Below are 17985 nucleotides of genomic sequence, written 5' to 3' on the forward strand. Positions count from 1 at the left end.
GATAAATAAGTTACTTTTTTATTTCACTAGAGCAAAACCAATACCTATCTTATCTCTACGCCTATCGTAGTCTATAAGGCTCTCACCGTATCCGCTAAAGTATTTTAAGTATCCGTAAACTCCTGATTGTCCGAATGGAAAAAGCCATCCAAGCTCAAAGGAGCCCTTGTTGGTGCTATCAAATTGCAAGTTGTTTCTTATCATTGCGGTTAGCATATGTCTTTTGTATGGATAAGCAAGTGTCACATCGGCTTTTCCTATGTATTTTTCAATATCTGGATTATCGTCCGCGCCGTCAGGGTCAGGTAGTCTAATCCATGCACGAGGAATTATCAATAAGTTATTGATATAGAATTTAGCCTCTGCATAAATTCTATTCCATGATCTTGATTTTTCACCTCCTTGCCCGTTGCTTTCGTGCAAAAGTCCAAATCTTAAATAGTCTAGGCTTTGCAAAAACGGTATTTTTGTAGGAAAAGTTATAAACAGTTCCGGTCTATAGTTTGTCTCGCGAAACGGAGTAGAGCTCTTTGCGGTCTGCCACCACGATTCTTGAGAGTAACCAAAAGAGATGGTTTCGTTTAGATCAAAAACGTTATAAAGTATTGGCTTTTGAAGACTGATTTGGAAGTTTGTCTCAAATTTTCGCCTTCCTTCCACCTCTTTAAAAGCGACTGAGGCAGGCAAAATATAGTTTAAGTGGTGCATTTTTATACCTAAAATTTCATCTAAGTTGTAAGGCTTTGCACTCTCGTAAGACTCCCATAAGTGTTTATCATTTGTCTCTTTGCTGTTTTCCAGAATTTGGACTACTGTATTGTTGGGAGCTATTGCTCCAAGCTCTGACTTAACCGTATTGTTGTTGTCAAGTGCTGATTTGGCAGCTAATTTATAGTACTCAAGAGCTCCTTTTATATCTCCTTGCTTTTCAAGATCAGCCGCCTTGTCATAGAGCTCTTGAGTGCTACTTGCTACTAAATTTATGCACAAAAATAGCAATATATATATAAATTTCATAGTTTGTCTCCTGTAGCTTCTTCGTATTCGTTTGGATAGTTTATATTAAAAAACTCTTTTTTATCTTGAAATTTTAGCTTTTTGCATCTGCATTTGCTTTGTAAAATCCCTATTTTATGCTCTTTTTGCTCATATAGCTCTTTTGCGATATCGGCTAAATTTGCATTAAAAAACCCGCAAAGAGAGTGTGTGTGAGAGTCATCCATAGGCACTACTATATCAAATTCATTTGTAAATTTATAAAGCTCTTTTATGGTGTTTTCATTGACAAATGGCATGTCTGCAGGGATTATAAATACATATTCGTTTTTAAAACTAGAAAGTATGCTAAAAAGTGCTAGCATCGGTGAAAAATCATCGCTTATCTTATCTTTGATAAGCCTTAACGGCGGATCAAATTTATCAAATTTTGAGCTTACAAAGACGTTTTTAAAAATTTGGCTAAATTTATCCACTTGAAAATGCGTAAGCGTGGCAAAGCCTTTAAATGGCAACAGAGTCTTATCTCTGCCCATTCTGGAGCTTTTGCCACCTGCTAAAATAACGCAATTTTTCATCTTTTTCCTTAAAATTTTAGACTATTTTTAATTAGTATTCTAGCAAAAATTCAAAATCAATAAAAATTTCTATGAAGGTTTCGTGAGATGGGATTAAATTTTTATTATAAATTATAATCCCGCTCACGAAATAGTGTGTTACAAATCTCTTGGGTCGGCTATTTTTCCTACTACTGCCGAAGCTGCAGCAACAGCCGAATTGGCTAAATATACTTCGCTGGTTCTATCACCCATTCTACCGACAAAATTTCTATTTGTGGTACTTACGCATCTTTCGCCAACGCCTAAGATACCCATATATCCGCCCAGACACGCTCCGCATGTAGGATTACTTACGACAGCTCCCGCCTCTACGAAGATGTCCATAAGTCCTTCTTTTTGGGCTTGCAGAGCTATTTTTTGTGTTGCCGGAGTGATTATGAGCCTTGTTCTTCTAGCCACCTTTCTGCCTTTTAAAATTTGGGCGGCTATCCTAAGATCGCTCAATCTACCGTTTGTGCAAGAGCCGATAAATGCCTGATCTATTGCCAGATCATCTTTGACCGCCTCTCTTACACTCTTTCCATTGCTTGGTAAAAAAGGATATGCTATAACAGGATCAAGATTTGTCACGTCTATTTCGATTATCTGCTCATATCTTGCACCATCGTCTGAATAGAAAAATTTTGGCTCAGCACGCAGAGTTTTATCTTTTAAAAACTCCTTTGTAGTCTCATCTACGGCTATTATTCCGCTTTTTCCACCGGCTTCTATTGCCATATTACACATAGAAAAGCGCCCATCCATATCAAGGTTATCTATAACCTCTCCGCTAAATTCAAGAGCCTTATATAGAGCTCCGTCTACACCTATGCGGCGGATTATTTCAAGGATGAGGTCTTTGCCGTAGACGTGTGCGCCAAGCTTGCCTTTAAAAATTACTTTTATAGTTGGTGGCACTTTAAACCAATTTTTGCCTGTTATCATTGCATAGGCTAGATCGGTAGAACCCATGCCTGTAGAAAATGCTCCAAGCGCACCGTGAGTACAGGTGTGAGAGTCAGCTCCGATGATCACATCTCCTGGCACTACAAGACCCTTTTCTGGAAGCAGGGCATGCTCTATGCCCATATCTTTTTCGTCAAAATAATTTTTTAGATCGTGTTTATAAGCAAATTCGCGCGAAATTTTGGCCTGATTTGCGCTTAAAATATCTTTAGCAGGGATGTAGTGATCCATTACAATACAAAATCCGTCGGGATTTGCCAACTTTTTTGCACCGCTTCTCTCGAATTGTTTGATAGAAATCGGTGTTGTTATGTCGTTACCTATGACCATATCGATATTTGACTCTATGATCTCTCCAGCTGATACCTCACGTCCTACGTGATCTGAGAAAATTTTTTCAGTGATAGTTTGTTTCATGAAATTCCTTTTAAGCAATCTCTTTAAATTTGGCTAAAGATATTGTATATATTGTTTATTGCGAAACTTAAAATTTGCCCGATTTTATCAAAATTTTGCTAATTTTTCGTATAATGGCGGCTATGAAATACGCACATTTAAAACAGATTGAAACATATTTGGCTAAATTTAGAAAAATTACAGGTATCAAAAGAGCCTCGGATATGGCTATTTTGATACAGTTTGATTCTAAATTTGCTCTATTTTTTGACCTTAGCAAATCATCCTCGTCTATCTACTCAAATGACGATTTTATCGCTATAAAAGAATACAAAGCCCCATTTGATATAGCTCTAAAAAAAAGATTTTCAAACTCTAAAATTTTAGGCGTAAAAACTCTTGAAAACAATAGAATTTTAGAGTTTGTCTGTGTCCAAGAGGGTTCATATAAGAGTGTTAAAAATCATCTTTTTTTGGAATTTACAGGGCGCTTTACAAATGCGATAATAACCGATGAAAATGGCGTTATAATCGAGGCTTTAAGACATATTGAAAATAGCTTAAGACAGGTAAAACCAGGCAAAGTTTTAGTCCAGCTTGAACCAATAGAGATAAGGGAAAAAGAGGTCGAAAGGATAGATGACTTTGAGCAGTTTTTTAAAGATGAATTTAAAAGGCTTAGCAGTAAAAATTTAGCAAATTTAAAAGATATAAAATCGGCTCAAATTATAAAAAAAATCGAATCTTTAAAAGAGAGCATAGATGCTCTTGAAAGCCCAGATGAACTGGCAAATCAAAGTGAAATTTTAAGCAAAAACGCAACCTTGATATTAGCAAATTTACATAATTTAAAAGACTTTGATAGGGAGTTAAATTTAGTTGATTTTGACGGACAAAGCCTCAAAATTTCTATCCCCGATACGCCAAAAAATAGTGCAAATTTATTTTTTACAAAATCAAAAAGACTAAAACAAAAATCAATTGGTGTCATAAATGAGAGGGCAAATTTAGAGGAAAAGTTGAGCTTTTATCAAAATTTACTAAATTTGATACAAAATGCAAAGACATCAAGCGAACTTGAAATTTTATATCCTAAAAAGACTCAATCAAAGCAAAAAGATGACAATAGTGACGGAGTCGAGAGCTTTTTTATAAGTGATTATAAAATCTTGGTTGGCAGAAACGAGAAAGGCAATATAGCTCTTTTAAAAAGCGCCAAAAAAGATGACATATGGCTTCATTTAAAAGATATCGCCTCGGCTCACGTTATAATCAAAACAGCAAAAATGTCGCCCAGTGAGGAAGTTTTAAAATTTGCCGCTAAGCTTTGCGTGGAATTTAGCGTAAATGGAGCTGGAAATTACGAAGTGGATTACACAAAAAGAGCAAATGTCAAGATGAATGAGGGCGCTAATGTAAACTATACAGATTTTAAGACGATAGTAGTAGTAAAAGAGTAAAAGGAGATAAAATGCCTGTAACGCCTATCGGAAATACTATTTTTATCAACCAAAATATGAATATCGTCTCAAATAAACAGGCTGAGGTGCAAAATCGCTTTGATTTACAAAATTTAGCCGCAATGACTTTAAATGATGAAAAAAACGAAGAGGTTTCACAGGTGCGCCCGACCGAGGAGACATACAGGATAGATCCGCAACATCAGCATGAAAAATCCAAAAGCGATCAACAAGAGAGTGTTTTTGATGATGGGGAACAAAAAAATTTAAGCGATAAAGAGGCTGAAAATGATGACGCCATCGCAGATGAAACGGAAAAACCGATCTTAGATATTAAAATATAAGCAAAGTTTTTATAGAATTTCCAACTAAAGGAAACCCATGAAAACACGTATAATCACAGGAGTTGCATTATTTCTGGCGGTTTTAGCTATTTTTATCATAGATAGCTATCTTTTAAATTTCATAATTTTAGGCATTGTTTTATTCTTTTCATTTGTAGAAAGCGAAAAGCTTTATGGATTAAAAGAGAAGACTTTGGTCATAATAGCTATGATTTTTTATCTTCTGGCTCCATTTTCAAACCCGGTATTTATAGCGATTTTGAGTGTTTTATTAGTGCTTAGCGTATTGGCACATTTTAAAAGCGAGAGCCTAAGATCGGTTTTACCTTTTTTATATCCAATGACGCCAATATTTCTTATTTGGATGCTCTATTCAGAATTTGGCATCGCATATCTTGCTTGGATGATTTTAACAGTCGTTGCCTGCGATAGCGGAGCATACTTTGTAGGTAAATTTTATGGCAAAAGAGTCTTTAGTTTAACCTCTCCAAATAAGACTTGGGAGGGTGTAGCCGGTGGAATTTTTTTGGGTTCTTTCGTAGGTGCTTTTTTGGGGTATTTTGTTACCGAAGATATTTTGCATAGCCTGCTTACAAGCCTTTTTGTAGCGGCATTTGGAGTGTGGGGGGATCTGTTTGAGAGCTATTTAAAGCGAAATGCCGGTGTAAAAGATAGCGGAGATATATTTCCAGGACACGGCGGAATGCTTGATAGGATAGATGGGTATCTATTTGGCGTAGTTGCGATGCTTTGGATGCTTTCGTGGTAGTCTTAGGCTCAACCGGCTCCATAGGCAAGACTAGCCTAAATTTGGCTACTAAATTCGATATAGAGGTTGAAGCGCTTAGTTGCAACTCAAACTACGAGCTTTTAAACGAGCAAATTTTAAAATTTAGGCCCAAATTTGTCTGTATAAATGATGAAAAGTTAGCTAAATTCGTTAAACATAAGCAAGTTTTTGTAGGAGAAAAAGGCATCTTAGATATGCTTGAAGCCTGCAAATCCAATCTTGCGATAAACTCTCTTGTGGGCTTTGCAGGGCTTGCTCCGAGTGTTAAAATCCAAAATTTAGGCAAAAAACTAGCCCTTGCAAATAAAGAAAGCCTTGTTGTAGGTGGTAAATTTTTAAACACAAAAGCTATAAATCCGATAGATAGCGAGCACTTCGGGCTTAAATTTCTACTTGAAAATAAAACTCCGATTGATAGACTCATCATAACCGCAAGCGGTGGAGCGTTTTATAAAACGCCTATAAAAGCGCTAAAAAACGTAAAGGCAAAAGACGCGCTAAAGCATCCAAACTGGGACATGGGCGCAAAGATCACGATAGATAGCGCCACGATGGCAAATAAGCTCTTTGAGGTTTTGGAAGCCTTTTGGCTCTTTGGCACGGATAAGATAGACGCGCTGATTGAGCCAACGTCGATGATACATGCACTTGTGGCGTTTAAAGACGGCTCAACTAGCGCGCACCTTTCAAAAACCGATATGAGCTTAGCCATAGCGCATGCTATCTTAAACAAGCGTGATTTAAGCTCGCAAATAACTGCAAATTTAGATCTGCTCGCACTTAAAAACATCAAATTTCACAAGATAAATTTGAAAAAATATCCGATTTTCTCGCTTAAAGAGCAGCTTCTTAATAATCCTGATTTAGGTGTGGTTGTAAATAGAGCCAATGAGAGTTGTGTCTATAAATTTTTAAAAGGCGAGTGTGGATTTTTAGATATTTCAAGGGTAACTTTATCTAGCGTTAAGAAATTTCAAGATATTAAAATTTCAAATTTAGATGATGTTTTTGAAGTTGATAGAGAAGTTGAAATTTGGACGCAAAAAGAGCTTAGCAAAAGGAATTAAATGGAAAATAGGTATGAGGGATATAAATTTAGACTAAAAGACAGCCTCATAGGCGTTCAGTTTTTGTTTGTGGCGTTTGGCGCGCTTGTTTTAGTGCCGATTTTAACGGGACTTGATACGAGTGTAGCGCTTTTTACTGCTGGTATTGGAACCTTGCTTTTTCAGTTTGTTACACGCAAAAATGTGCCGCCGATCTTTTTGGCTTCTAGTTTCGCTTTTATTGCTCCCATTACTTTTAGTATCGAAAAATGGGGGATTCCCGCTACTATGGGTGGCATAGTATTCACGGGATTTTTCTATGTGATTTTAAGTCTTTTGGTTAGATTTAGAGGGGAGTCATTTTTACATAAACTGCTTCCTCCTGTAGTCGTTGGACCGGTGATTGTGACTATAGGACTTATTCTATCGCCTGCGGCTGTTAATATGGCTATGGGCAAGGGAAATGAGGCTATGTATACTCAAAATGAGGCTATGACTGTAGCGTTTATATCATTGATTGCGACTATTTGCGTGATGATGTTTGCGAAAGGGATGTTTAGATTGATTCCGATTTTATTTGGAATTGTGGTGGGATACATCGTATCTTTTTTTATGGGCATGGTAAATTTTACTCCGATTTTTGAATCCGCTTGGTTTAGGATACCAAATTTCACCGCACCTACGTTTGAATTTGAGCCTATTATTTATATGATTCCTATCGCTATTGCGCCTGCTATCGAGCACATAGGAGATATGCTTGCTATCAGTAATGTCACTAAAGAAAATTTCTTAGAAAACCCTGGGCTTAAAAACACTCTTCTTGGAGATGGGCTTGCCACTAGTCTTGCGGCTTGCTTTGGCGGACCTCCGAACACTACTTACTCTGAAGTTACTGGAGCTGTTAGCATCACTAAAGCTTACAATCCAGCCATTATGACCTTTGCTGCGATTACTGCGATACTGCTTGCCTTTGTAGGCAAACTTGGCGCAGTGCTTGCCACTATCCCGACTCCTGTTGTGGGCGGTATTATGCTGCTGCTTTTTGGTATCATCGCTTCTGTGGGTATTGAGACGCTTATTAAGCATAATGTCGATTTGGCAGAGCCAAGAAATATGATAATCGTAGCGCTTATTTTTGTTTGCGCTATCGGCGGAATGCTACTTGATTTTGGTCTGGTTAGCTTTTCAGGCGTTGGTCTTGGAGCGGTAGTCGGCATAGTATTAAATTTAATACTGCCAAAAACCAAACATTATGAAGGATTTTAACGGTGATTTTAGGTATCGAAAGCAGTTGTGACGATAGTTCCGTCGCTCTGCTTGACATCAAAAGCTTAAAGCTTATCTACCATAAAAAAATTTCTCAAGACGAGCAGCACTCGAAATTTGGCGGAGTAGTGCCTGAGCTTGCGGCAAGGCTTCATACTGCCGCTTTACCGAAGCTGCTTGAAGAGATAAGGCCAAATTTCAAGGACATCAAGGCTATCGCCGTGACAAACGAGCCTGGGCTTACCGTAAGCTTGGTGGGCGGAGTTAGCATGGCAAAGGCGCTTAGTATCTCGCTAAATGTGCCTTTAATAGCCGTAAATCACCTTATCGGACACATCTACTCGCTATTTTTAGAAAGCGAGGCACGCTTCCCGCTTGGGGTGATGCTTGTTAGTGGCGGACATACTATGATACTTGATATAGATGAAAAGGGTGATATCAAGCTGCTTGCTTCGACTATGGACGATAGCTTTGGCGAGAGCTTTGATAAGGTTGCTAAGATGCTTGATCTTGGCTATCCGGGTGGTGCAGAGGTCGAAAAAGCGGCTAAAAACGGCAAGGAAAGATTTAGCTTTACCGTGCCGCTTCTTGGAGATCCTCGCATGGCATATAGCTTTTCTGGGCTTAAAAATCAGGTTAGAGTCGAGATAGAAAAGCTAAAAGAGAGCGGAAATTTAAGCGAGCAAGATATCAGCGACATCTGCTACGCCTTTGAAAATGCCGCTTGCAAGCACATCATGAATAAGCTTGAAAAAGTTTTTAAAGAGCGAAAATTTAAACGTTTTGGTGTGGTTGGAGGCGCAAGTGCAAATCTAAATTTACGCTCAAGAATCGAAAATTTATGCTCTAAATTTGAGTGTGAGCTTCTGCTTGCACCGCTTAAATTTTGTTCTGATAATGCTGCCATGATAGCTAGAGCAGGGCGTGAAAAATACCTGAAAAAAGAGTTTGTGAAATTTAACGATCTAAAGATAAATCCGCGTATTAAATTTGATGAGGCTTAATAAACTCGCACAGTTTTGACTTGGTTAAATTTGCTCTTTTATAAAAGCTAAAATTTCATCTTTTTGGTCTAAAAACTCTTTTGAGATAACGACAAATTCATTGCTTTTTAAATTTGAGGTTTGATAAAGCGGTGGATTTTGAGTTTTTAGATCTATCATCACTGCGCCCGCTTCGCTAGCCACAACTTCGCCTGCCGCGTTATCCCAGATCGAACTTGGGCTAAATCTAGCGTAAATTTCAGCTGTGCCCTCAGCGATTTTGCAAAATTTGATAGCCGAGCTTAAGCGAAGAGGCTCTAAATTTAGCTTTTGGCTGAGTAGAAGCGGGATTTGATTTTTGCCGTATCTGCTTATAGCCATTCGTTTTTGGGATTTGTTTGCTAAATTTTGCTTTGAAAATGAAGCGATCTGATCTTGAATAGAGCTAAAATTCTTAAGCTTTTCATAATGTGTGCCAAGACCTTTTGCGGCAAAATAAATTTCATTTGAGATAGGCACGTAAATCACTCCAAGAATTGGGCGGGAGTTTTGAATAAGCGCGGTACATACGCAAAATTCACCAACTCCGCTTATAAAATCATTTGTGCCGTCAAGTGGATCGATGAGCCAAAATTCGCTTGCGTTTTCATCTAAAATTTTCTCTTCCGAGCAAATAGGCAAGCCGCTTTTGCTTAAAATTTCAAAAATTTTATCGTTTGAGGCTAAGTCCGCTTGGGTTACAGGCGATTTGTCCGGTTTTATGTAAATTTCGTAAGCGCGTGCCTCATCTTTTTTATTAATAGGCATTAAAATTTCGCTACTTTGATAAAATTTCAAAATCTCTTTTCCGCCTTCAAAAGTGGCACTTTTAGCTAGCTCAAGTAAAAATTTCAGGTCTTTCATTTTAATCCAAATTTATAGATATAACATTGTGCAATCAGCTTAAAAATTTAAACTTTGCTCACTTTGATTTTTAATCAAGGGGGGGGGCTGCTCAGAGTTACGAGACCCGCTCCGCCCCCTTTACCCCCCCCCACATAGGGCGACGTTATAAGTTGCTGTGCTTTGCACAGGTTTAAAAATCAAGACGGCGTTCGGTTTGTCTCTCCGACATAAAGCTGTCTAGGACGAACGATCTTGATCGTATCTTGCTCTTTTAGCTCTATCCACTGACTTATCCAGCCCGGAGTTCTGCCGATAACGAAAATAACAGCAAACATATCATTTGGTATAGACAGTGCCTTTAAGATAAGACCGGAGTAAAAATCCACGTTCGGATAGAGGTTGCGTGAGATGAAATACTCATCTTGAAGCGCGATCTCTTCGATCTTTTTGGCGATTTTTAAAAGCTCGGTATTGATACCGATCTCATCAAACAGCTGATCGCACATCTTTTTAAGCACTCTTGCGCGCGGGTCGAAATTCTTATAGACACGGTGACCAAAGCCCATGAGTCTAAACGGATCGTTTTTGTCTTTTGCGCGAGCGATGTATTTTTCTACATTTGCGACCGAGCCTATCTCCTCAAGCTGGCGTATGACGCCTTCGTTTGCTCCGCCGTGCGCCCAGCCCCAAAGCGCTCCGATACCTGCTGATATGCAAGCGTAAGGGTGGGCGTGAGTTGAGCCAACCGTGCGAACGGTCGTGGTTGAAGCGTTTTGCTCGTGATCGGCATGCAGCATAAATACAGTATCAAGCGCCTTTACTTCGATAGGTTTTAGATCCACATGCTCATATGGATAGCTTCTCATCATGTAGAGGAAATTTTCCGTAAAGCCGCGGTCTAAATTTGGATAAATGATCGGAAGTCCGCGAGAGTAGCGGTAGCTAAACGCGGCTATGGTAGGGATTTTAGCAATTATACGCATAGCCATTTCGTGGTATTCTTCGGGTTTATCCATATTAAGATGATCAAAATAAAACGCACTAAGCGCAGAAACGCTAGCTTGCAAGATCGCCATAGGGTGAGCCTTACTAGGAAAAGCGTCAAAAATTTTAAGCATGCCTTCGTGTATAAACGAGCGCTTTTTAAGCTCAAGCCTAAAATCATCATACTCTTTTTCGTTTGGAAGCTCTTTGTTTAAAAGCAGGTAAGCAACATCTAAAAATGTCTTGTTTTCGGCAAGATACGCTATATCGTATCCGCGGTGCATAAGCTCGCCTTTAAGCCCGTCTATGTAGGTGATAGATGAGCGACACATCGCGGTTGAGGTGTATCCGCGGTCAAAAGTAAACATGCCCGTATCTGTAAAAAATGTCGATATATCTATGACATCTGGCCCCATTGTGCCTTGTAAAATCGGAAATTCGTAGCTCTTGCCGTTTCTGTTGTCGATAAGCGTGACTGTATTTGACATTTTGGCTCCTTTGGTTTACGTTTTTAAACTTTTATTTTTATAACCCATAATAATTTTAATACCTATGGTGACTATTATAGCCTGAGTTAGGCTTGCTAGTATGAAAGAGAAATAAAAATTTTCACTGATATTGTTTGACTTGTGAGCTATGGTAGCAACAGCTATGAGAAGAGTAAGCGGCATAGAGTGAGATAGTGCATAAAGTATCATTTTTTTAAAGCCTAAGATATTTAAAAATACAAAGCTAGAAATAATCCTAAATCCTATCATTACTCCCACTATCAAAGCCGCATCTTTTACCACTCCATCTATCATAAAGGCATTTAATTTAAACGTAGATCCGATGTATACGAAGAAAGTTGGCACTAAAAAGCCAAAACCAAAGCTCGCAAGCTTGTGAGGCAGGTCTTTTTTGTGATCAAAAAACGATGCGATAAAGGTTCCTGCGACAAATGCGCCAAACGCTATCTCTAAATTTAGATAGAGCATCAAAGCGATTATGCTGAAAAATAGTGCCATACAGAGCCTAATATCTCTTTCTGAGTTATCGTAATACGGCATTAAGATCACTTTAAGTTGAGGATACCACCAGAATAGAACATTTAAAATTTTAAATCCTATCATACTAAATATTAAAAATCCTACTAAATATATGATAGAAAATAGTAGCTCACTACCTGCTCCAAATTTCATATAAGCGCCCACAAATGTAAGCAAGATGATGCTAATAACCTCTCCTATGGATGCTATTAGCATGCCTATATTTAGCCACTCTTCTTCTCTGCCGTACTCTTTAAAGAGTGTAAATATCATGCCGACTGCCATAATAGGGATAATTAAAATAAACAATCTGTTTAAATCAAATCCAAAGGTAAGAAGTGCCGAGAGCAGGTATAGTATCAAAATATAGACAATTCCGGCTTTTAAAATCTTTTTGTCGATAGTAAAAAAGAGCTTAAGATCGACTTCTGTGCCCGCAAGAAACATAAGATAAAAAAATCCTACTTCGCTAACTATATGAAAGATGTCGTTATATCCTATTAGTCCTAGATAACCTGCTATAGAGCCTAAAATAATCTCAATAGGAGCGATTGGAATTCTTAGAATTTTTGAAAAATATGGTGATGTAAATATGATAAATGCTAAAACAATAAGTATGCTAAGTCCGCTTGCTCCGTCTGTTTGCAAAATCAAATCACCTTGTATTTAAATATTAAGCTTAAAAAACAAAAATTATATCTTAAGGTCGGTTATGTTTTTATTAATGAGCCAAACTTAAATTTGATGGTTTTAAGTTCGGCTTTTGACTTATTGAAAGAAATTTCAGTGGCAGATTGAGGCGAATTCAAACCCTCTTTTTTTAAGCTCTTCTATGTCGCGACTTGCTATTTCACCCTTGGTTGTTAGGTAGTCTCCTATGACTAAGGCTTCGGCACCATGATCAAAGACCTCGTATTGTCTATCACCTAAAATTTTCTCCCTTCCGCCAGCTATCATTATGCGAGTATTAGGCAGAGCTTCTTTGGTATCTCGTACTATTTTTAAGGCTTCTTGCACGCTTAGCATAGGTTGCTTTATTGGTAGGGCGGGGTGTGGGATAAAGAAATTTATAGGGCTTGAAAATGGCTCAAGCTCTTTTAGGCTGTTTCTAAAGCTAATTCTATCCTCGTTACTCTCGCCAAGCCCGTAAATTCCGCCCGTGCAAAGCATAAGACCGGCTCTTTTTGCATTTAAATTTGTTTGAAATCTATCATCCCAACTGTGAGTCGTGCAAATTTTAGGAAAAAATTCGCGAGATGTTTCTAAGTTGTGGTTGTAGCTAAAAACTCCTGCATCTTTTATCTCTTTTAACGCCTCGTAGCTAGCTTCTCCGTTGCAAGCTATAATCATTAGTCCTGGAATCTCTTTTTTAATTTGTCTTGCCGTGCGAGCTATAAATTCGACCTTTTTTCCTTCAAGCTTGCCAAGTCCTCTGCCTGATGTGACCAGACAAAAACCTAATGCATGATTTTTGGCGGCCATTTTTGCCTCGGCGACTACCTGCTCCGTAGATTTTAATGAGTAAATTTCTATGTCGGTTTTTATTTTAGCACTTTGCGTGCAGTAGCCGCAATCCTCTGAACAGTTTCCGGAGCTAACGGAGCAAATAGCGCATAACATTATTGTTTTCATATTTTATTCCTCGTAAATAAGGGATTTTAGTTTAAAATAGCCAGCAATTATACAAAATCAAATTTAAACCGGCTTTGAATTGAAGATATAAATTTAGCCCAAATTTACTTCAATCTCATTAAATTTTTCATCTTGAGGAGTTTTTATAAATTTAAAAACTTGGAAATTTTTATCTTGACAGCAAAGTAGGGCAAAAGTGAAATTCCCATATTTACGTCCGCAAATCTCGCCTGGATTTATGAAAAGAGAATAATTGTTTAATACCGCTGTAAAACTATGAGTGTGACCAAAGGCGATTATATCGGTATTTGCAGATAGAAATTTAGGATGGTGCATGAGCTTGATTGTTAGATTTTCAAAGTTAAATATATGAGGTTCGTTAAATAGTTCGAATTCCTCTTTAAATTTAGCCAAATGGTAGTCATTGTTGCCCAAAACCGCTGCATAAGGCAAATTTGAGTTTTTTAGATCCTTTAGCGTCTCAAGCTCAACGATATCTCCGGCATGAAGGATCAAATTTGCTTCGTGCTCTTTTAATATCTCAATCGCTTCACGTGCGATTTACGGTCTAAAATGAGTATCGCTTATTAGACCTATTTTTACCATTTTATCCCCTTGTTAATAGCTTTAGCTAAAACGGTTTAAAGGTGGATAGAATGGAGTTAGCCCTCTATCTGCACCTTTTGCTTACACTTAGTGCACTCGTGAAATGTTCCTTTTTTTAGCTCTTTTTTGATCATATCTCCGCCACACTCAACGCATTTATCGGCTACTGGTTCGTAGTTTGAGACGAAATTGCATTTAGGATAGTTAGAGCATCCATAAAATTTCCCTCGCCTACTTATTCTCTCTACGATATCGCCTCCGCATTTTGGACATGGCACATCTATCTTTTTTGGCTCTTTTTTTGGCTTTGGTGCATCTTGCGATTCTGTGCCTAAGGCTTCTTTTTCGCTTTTAATATTGCGTGAGTATTTGCATTTTGGGAAATTTCCGCAAGCTATAAATTCACCAAATCGCCCTTTTCTAAGAAGTAAATCGCCACCGCATTCAGGGCATTTTTCGCCGATCGGAGTTGCTACTTTTTGGCTTTTTATATTTGTTTTGCCACTTGAGATTTTTTCCATAAATGGATAATAAAATTCGCTTAAAAGCTTTTGCCAATCGACTTTATCTTCAGCTACGCTATCAAGCTTTTCTTCCATAACCGACGTAAATTCGCTATCAACGATATCGCTAAAGTGTTCTTCAAGCACGCCCATCATCGTAAATGCTATCTCGTTTGGTATGAGCTGCTTTTTTTCCACTCTTACGTAATCGCGCGAAGTTAGTAGCGATATGGTCGGTGCGTATGTGCTTGGGCGACCGATCCCTAGGCTTTCAAGCTTTTTAACAAGCCCCGCTTCCGAGTAGCGGCTTGGCGGCTCGGTAAAGTGCTGGCTACTTGATATGCTTTGCAAACTCATTTCATCGCCGATATTTAAATTCGGCAAAATTTTATCTTTGTCCATATCGCCGTAAGCTTTATAAAATCCGTCAAATAGCACTTTTCGTCCGCTTATTTTAAATTCGCCTTTGCTTCCAACAACAAATACGTTTTGTGTTTGGCTCACACTTGCGCTCATTTGGCAGGCTAAAAATCGGTTGTAGATGAGAGTGTAAAGCTTAAGCGCATCTTTTTCTAAAAATTTAGCCGCTATCTCAGGCGTAAAGCTTAAATTTGTCGGACGTATAGCCTCGTGAGCCTCTTGAGCTCCTTTGCTTTTGGTTGTATAAATTTTAGCCTTGCTTGGCAGGTATTTTTCTCCATATTCGCTTTTAATTATTTTGCGTGCCACTTCAACAGCCTCTTTGGCTAAATTTAAGCTATCGGTTCTCATGTATGTTATCGCACCCATAAAGCCTTCGTGAGTCTCTACGCCCTCGTATAAATTTTGAGCTATCATCATGGTTTTTTTAGGGCTAAAGCCAAGGCGATTACTTGCGCTTTGCTGAAGTGTTGAGGTCATAAATGGCGGGCTTGGCTCGGTTTTGCGCTCTTTGCTTTCGATTTCGCGAATTTTAAATTTGTCGTTTTTTAAAATTTCTACTATGTATTTTGCTCTATCTGGATTGGTTATTGTTAGTTTTTCTATCTTTTGAGTTTCAAATTTTATTAGCTCGGCTTCTAAATCTTTTTTAAATTTCGTATCAATCGTATAGTATTCTATAGGTTTAAACGCCTGAATTTCACGTTCGCGATCTACTATTATCTTTAAAGCCGCACTTTGCACGCGTCCTGCGCTTAGTCCTTTTTGAATTTTTAAATTTAAAAGCGGAGAGAGCTTATAGCCCACTATGCGATCAAGTAGACGACGAGCTTGCTGGGCATTTACGCTATCCATATTTATTGTGCGAGGATTTTTAAGCGCAGCATCGATAGCGCTCTTTGTTATCTCGTGAAAGACTATTCTAGGCAAGCTTTCTGGCTTTTTGCCTATTGCCATTGCGATATGATATGCTATCGCCTCTCCCTCTCTGTCCTCATCGGTAGCCAGATAGACCTGATCGGCGCTCTTGGCAAGCTCTTTTATCTCTTTTACTATTTTTGAATGATCTGCGCTTACCTTATATTCTGGTGTAAATTTTTCATCATCTATTTTTATGCCAAAAGTAGTCTTTGGCAGATCTCTAATATGCCCTTTGCTAGCGATGACATCGTAGTCTTTGCCTAAAAAATTTTTTATCGTCTTTGCCTTAGCGGGCGATTCTACGATGATTAAGTTTTTCATCAATATATACCTTTTGAAAATTTTGAAGTAATTGTATCAAAAAAAATATACAAAAATAAAATTTAAATTTTTCTCTCAAATGCTATAAACTTTTTTTAAAAACGCACGATATAGTTTTTGTGCGACAAGATGTCGTTAATAAAATTTAAAAGGATTTAAAATGAGTTTTCGTATTAACACTAACGTAAACGCTCTTAACACACATGCAAACGCAGTCGGTAACAATAGAATGTTATCTAACTCTCTTGGTAGATTAAGCTCAGGCTTAAGAATCCAAACAGCAGCAGACGATGCTTCGGGTCTTGCTATTGCAGATAGCCTTAGAGCGCAAGCAAGTTCTCTAGGTCAAGCTATAGCAAACGGAAATGATGCTATCGGTATTATCCAAGTTGCAGACAAGGCTATGGATGAGCAGCTAAAAATTCTTGAAACTATTAAGGTTAAAGCTACTCAAGCTGCTCAAGATGGTCAAACACGCCAGTCTCGCCAAGCTTTGCAAGCCGATATTGTTCGTCTTATGGAGGAACTTGATAATATCGGTAATACGACTTCATTTAACGGTCAGCAACTACTTAACGGAACATTCTCTAACAAAGAGTTTCAAATCGGTGCTTACTCAAATCAAGTTGTTAAGGCTAGTATTGGTGCTACAACATCAGATAAGATCGGCTTAACAAGATTTGAGAGTTCTAAGCTTTTAACTGCTAATGCTAAAGGTGCTATCGTAAGTCTTACATTCCTTAATGTGGATGGTGTCAATAACGTAAAGGTAGCTACCACTAAAATATCTACAAGTATGGGAACAGGCGTAGGTGCACTGGCTGAAAATATCAATAAAGTTTCAGATAAAACAGGTATTAGGGCTACATTTGATACTACTTGGATAGCAAGTGGTGCTATAAGCGGTGGTCTAATTAAAAGTTTTGCAATTAACGGTGTAAAGATAGGCGATCTTGAAGTTAAAGCAGGCGATAGTAATGGAGCTCTTGTAAATGCAATAAATGCCCTAAAAGATCAAACAGGAGTAGAAGCGTCAGTGGATACTCGAGGAAGAATGGTATTAACTAGCCGTGATGGACGTGCAATTCGTATTACTGGAATTAATATCAGTGCAGGATTGGGAGGAAAGAGAGGTTTAAGTATGTTTGTAGGACGCTTAAATCTAGTTCGCCTTGATGGACGTGATATTAAAATAAGTACTGGAGCAGCAGGTCTTGCACTATCTGCAGCATTTAGTAAAACACAAGCTAGTCATGGTGGAAATCAGCAATCAGTATCTTTAAGAGATATAAGAGGGCAACTAGATAAAAATATAGCTGCCGCTATGGGCTTCCAAAGAATGAGTAACGGAGTTATGACATCTAATCAAGCAGCAGGTGTTATGACGCTAAGAGGAGCTATGGCTGTAATGGATATAGCGGAGTCGGCTCAACGCACACTTGACTTTATTAGAAGTGACCTTGGTTCTGTTCAAAATCAGCTAATAGCAACAGTAAATAACATAACAGTTACTCAGGTAAACGTAAAATCAGCAGAGTCTCAAATAAGAGATGTTGATTTTGCCGCTGAATCAGCTAACTTCTCTAAATTTAACATTTTAGCCCAATCAGGAAGTTATGCAATGAGTCAAGCCAACGCTGTTCAACAAAACGTTTTAAGACTACTTCAGTAGTATTAAAAAATTTCTACGCGAAGCAGGATTTTATTAAAATCCTGCGAAGCTGGAAAAATGTTCTGGATTTATTCAGTAATCTAAAATATCCATCCTTAAGCTTTTAGGCTTAAGGCTTCCTCAAAATGTGTTAAGTTGCTTAGTTGTTAAAACTCAAAATTTTAAGC

Annotated in this window: 16 protein-coding genes; 7 read left to right on the plus strand and 9 right to left on the minus strand. The window is 38.1% G+C overall.

Annotated elements, in window-relative coordinates; all coding sequences use genetic code 11:
* Positions 1-18 precede the first annotated feature (18 nt).
* The 3 genes from CDOM16189_RS05375 to leuC all read right to left on the minus strand — a co-directional run bounded on the left by CDOM16189_RS05375 (position 19) and on the right by leuC (position 2978).
* Complete coding sequence (locus tag CDOM16189_RS05375) at positions 19-1017, minus strand: phospholipase A (RefSeq protein WP_170000812.1); 999 nt, start codon at positions 1015-1017, stop codon at positions 19-21.
* Entirely contained in the window at positions 1014-1574 is a 561-nt protein-coding gene (locus CDOM16189_RS05380) for a molybdenum cofactor guanylyltransferase (protein WP_170000813.1), read from the minus strand. Before CDOM16189_RS05380 ends, CDOM16189_RS05375 begins: the two co-directional genes overlap by 4 nt.
* Positions 1575-1712: 138 nt before the next feature.
* Complete coding sequence (gene leuC, locus CDOM16189_RS05385) at positions 1713-2978, minus strand: 3-isopropylmalate dehydratase large subunit (RefSeq protein ID WP_170000814.1); 1266 nt, start codon at positions 2976-2978, stop codon at positions 1713-1715.
* 122 nt (positions 2979-3100) lie between these two features.
* Between leuC and CDOM16189_RS05390 the strand changes: the two genes are divergently transcribed.
* Genes CDOM16189_RS05390 through tsaD form a run of 6 tightly spaced genes read left to right on the plus strand, consistent with a single transcriptional unit; the run spans position 3101 to position 8867 of the window.
* Positions 3101-4417, plus strand: a complete 1317-nt coding sequence (locus tag CDOM16189_RS05390; protein WP_170000815.1) for an NFACT RNA binding domain-containing protein — start codon at positions 3101-3103, stop codon at positions 4415-4417.
* A gap of 11 nt (positions 4418-4428) precedes the next feature.
* Entirely contained in the window at positions 4429-4761 is a 333-nt protein-coding gene (locus tag CDOM16189_RS05395) for a hypothetical protein (RefSeq protein WP_170000816.1), read from the plus strand.
* A 37-nt stretch (positions 4762-4798) separates the two neighbouring features.
* Positions 4799-5530 carry a phosphatidate cytidylyltransferase gene (locus tag CDOM16189_RS05400; protein ID WP_170000817.1) on the plus strand — a complete coding sequence of 244 codons (732 nt, stop codon included), beginning with the start codon at positions 4799-4801 and terminating at the stop codon, positions 5528-5530.
* On the plus strand, positions 5524-6618 hold the full coding sequence (gene dxr, locus CDOM16189_RS05405) for a 1-deoxy-D-xylulose-5-phosphate reductoisomerase (RefSeq protein ID WP_170000818.1): 1095 nt from the start codon (positions 5524-5526) through the stop codon (positions 6616-6618). The genes CDOM16189_RS05400 and dxr overlap by 7 nt, the downstream gene beginning before the upstream one ends.
* Positions 6619-7863, plus strand: a complete 1245-nt coding sequence (locus tag CDOM16189_RS05410; protein WP_170000819.1) for a uracil-xanthine permease family protein — start codon at positions 6619-6621, stop codon at positions 7861-7863.
* Positions 7864-7865: 2 nt separating this feature from the next.
* Positions 7866-8867: a tRNA (adenosine(37)-N6)-threonylcarbamoyltransferase complex transferase subunit TsaD gene (tsaD, locus tag CDOM16189_RS05415; protein WP_170000820.1), complete on the plus strand. Its 1002-nt coding sequence runs from the start codon at positions 7866-7868 to the stop codon at positions 8865-8867.
* Positions 8868-8891: 24 nt separating this feature from the next.
* Here tsaD and CDOM16189_RS05420 read toward each other — a convergent pair whose 3' ends face one another.
* The 6 genes from CDOM16189_RS05420 to topA form a co-directional block, all read right to left on the minus strand.
* The gene (locus CDOM16189_RS05420; RefSeq protein ID WP_170000821.1) at positions 8892-9749 is read right to left on the minus strand and encodes a 3'(2'),5'-bisphosphate nucleotidase CysQ family protein; all 858 of its coding nucleotides are present in this window, start codon (positions 9747-9749) and stop codon (positions 8892-8894) included.
* 179 nt (positions 9750-9928) lie between these two features.
* The gene (locus tag CDOM16189_RS05425) at positions 9929-11203 is read right to left on the minus strand and encodes a citrate synthase (RefSeq protein WP_170000822.1); all 1275 of its coding nucleotides are present in this window, start codon (positions 11201-11203) and stop codon (positions 9929-9931) included.
* A gap of 15 nt (positions 11204-11218) precedes the next feature.
* The gene (locus tag CDOM16189_RS05430; protein ID WP_170000823.1) at positions 11219-12391 is read right to left on the minus strand and encodes a cation:proton antiporter; all 1173 of its coding nucleotides are present in this window, start codon (positions 12389-12391) and stop codon (positions 11219-11221) included.
* Positions 12392-12526: 135 nt separating this feature from the next.
* Positions 12527-13375 carry a biotin synthase gene (locus CDOM16189_RS05435; protein ID WP_170000824.1) on the minus strand — a complete coding sequence of 283 codons (849 nt, stop codon included), beginning with the start codon at positions 13373-13375 and terminating at the stop codon, positions 12527-12529.
* 93 nt (positions 13376-13468) lie between these two features.
* Positions 13469-13936 carry a YfcE family phosphodiesterase gene (locus CDOM16189_RS05440; protein ID WP_349304333.1) on the minus strand — a complete coding sequence of 156 codons (468 nt, stop codon included), beginning with the start codon at positions 13934-13936 and terminating at the stop codon, positions 13469-13471.
* 101 nt (positions 13937-14037) lie between these two features.
* Positions 14038-16149 (minus strand): type I DNA topoisomerase, encoded by a 2112-nt coding sequence (topA, locus tag CDOM16189_RS05445; protein ID WP_502707254.1) that lies wholly within the window; start codon positions 16147-16149, stop codon positions 14038-14040.
* Positions 16150-16306: 157 nt separating this feature from the next.
* On the opposite strand from topA, the gene CDOM16189_RS05450 reads away from it, so the two are divergent.
* The gene (locus CDOM16189_RS05450; RefSeq protein ID WP_170000826.1) at positions 16307-17818 is read left to right on the plus strand and encodes a flagellin B; all 1512 of its coding nucleotides are present in this window, start codon (positions 16307-16309) and stop codon (positions 17816-17818) included.
* The last annotated feature ends 167 nt before the right edge of the window (positions 17819-17985 follow it).

It is taken from the genome of Campylobacter sp. RM16189 (genome assembly GCF_012978815.1).
In the GTDB taxonomy this organism is placed as follows: Bacteria; Campylobacterota; Campylobacteria; order Campylobacterales; family Campylobacteraceae; genus Campylobacter_A.

What these genes read in the sequence shown, in the direction of transcription:
- CDOM16189_RS05375 (WP_170000812.1), bottom strand. Translation starts at nt 1,017, where the DNA reads ATGAAATTTATATATATATTGCTATTTTTGTGCATAAATTTAGTAGCA.
- CDOM16189_RS05380 (WP_170000813.1), bottom strand. Translation starts at nt 1,574, where the DNA reads ATGAAAAATTGCGTTATTTTAGCAGGTGGCAAAAGCTCCAGAATGGGC.
- leuC (WP_170000814.1), bottom strand. Translation starts at nt 2,978, where the DNA reads ATGAAACAAACTATCACTGAAAAAATTTTCTCAGATCACGTAGGACGT.
- CDOM16189_RS05390 (WP_170000815.1), top strand. Translation starts at nt 3,101, where the DNA reads ATGAAATACGCACATTTAAAACAGATTGAAACATATTTGGCTAAATTT.
- CDOM16189_RS05395 (WP_170000816.1), top strand. Translation starts at nt 4,429, where the DNA reads ATGCCTGTAACGCCTATCGGAAATACTATTTTTATCAACCAAAATATG.
- CDOM16189_RS05400 (WP_170000817.1), top strand. Translation starts at nt 4,799, where the DNA reads ATGAAAACACGTATAATCACAGGAGTTGCATTATTTCTGGCGGTTTTA.
- CDOM16189_RS05410 (WP_170000819.1), top strand. Translation starts at nt 6,619, where the DNA reads ATGGAAAATAGGTATGAGGGATATAAATTTAGACTAAAAGACAGCCTC.
- CDOM16189_RS05420 (WP_170000821.1), bottom strand. Translation starts at nt 9,749, where the DNA reads ATGAAAGACCTGAAATTTTTACTTGAGCTAGCTAAAAGTGCCACTTTT.
- CDOM16189_RS05425 (WP_170000822.1), bottom strand. Translation starts at nt 11,203, where the DNA reads ATGTCAAATACAGTCACGCTTATCGACAACAGAAACGGCAAGAGCTAC.
- CDOM16189_RS05435 (WP_170000824.1), bottom strand. Translation starts at nt 13,375, where the DNA reads ATGAAAACAATAATGTTATGCGCTATTTGCTCCGTTAGCTCCGGAAAC.
- CDOM16189_RS05450 (WP_170000826.1), top strand. Translation starts at nt 16,307, where the DNA reads ATGAGTTTTCGTATTAACACTAACGTAAACGCTCTTAACACACATGCA.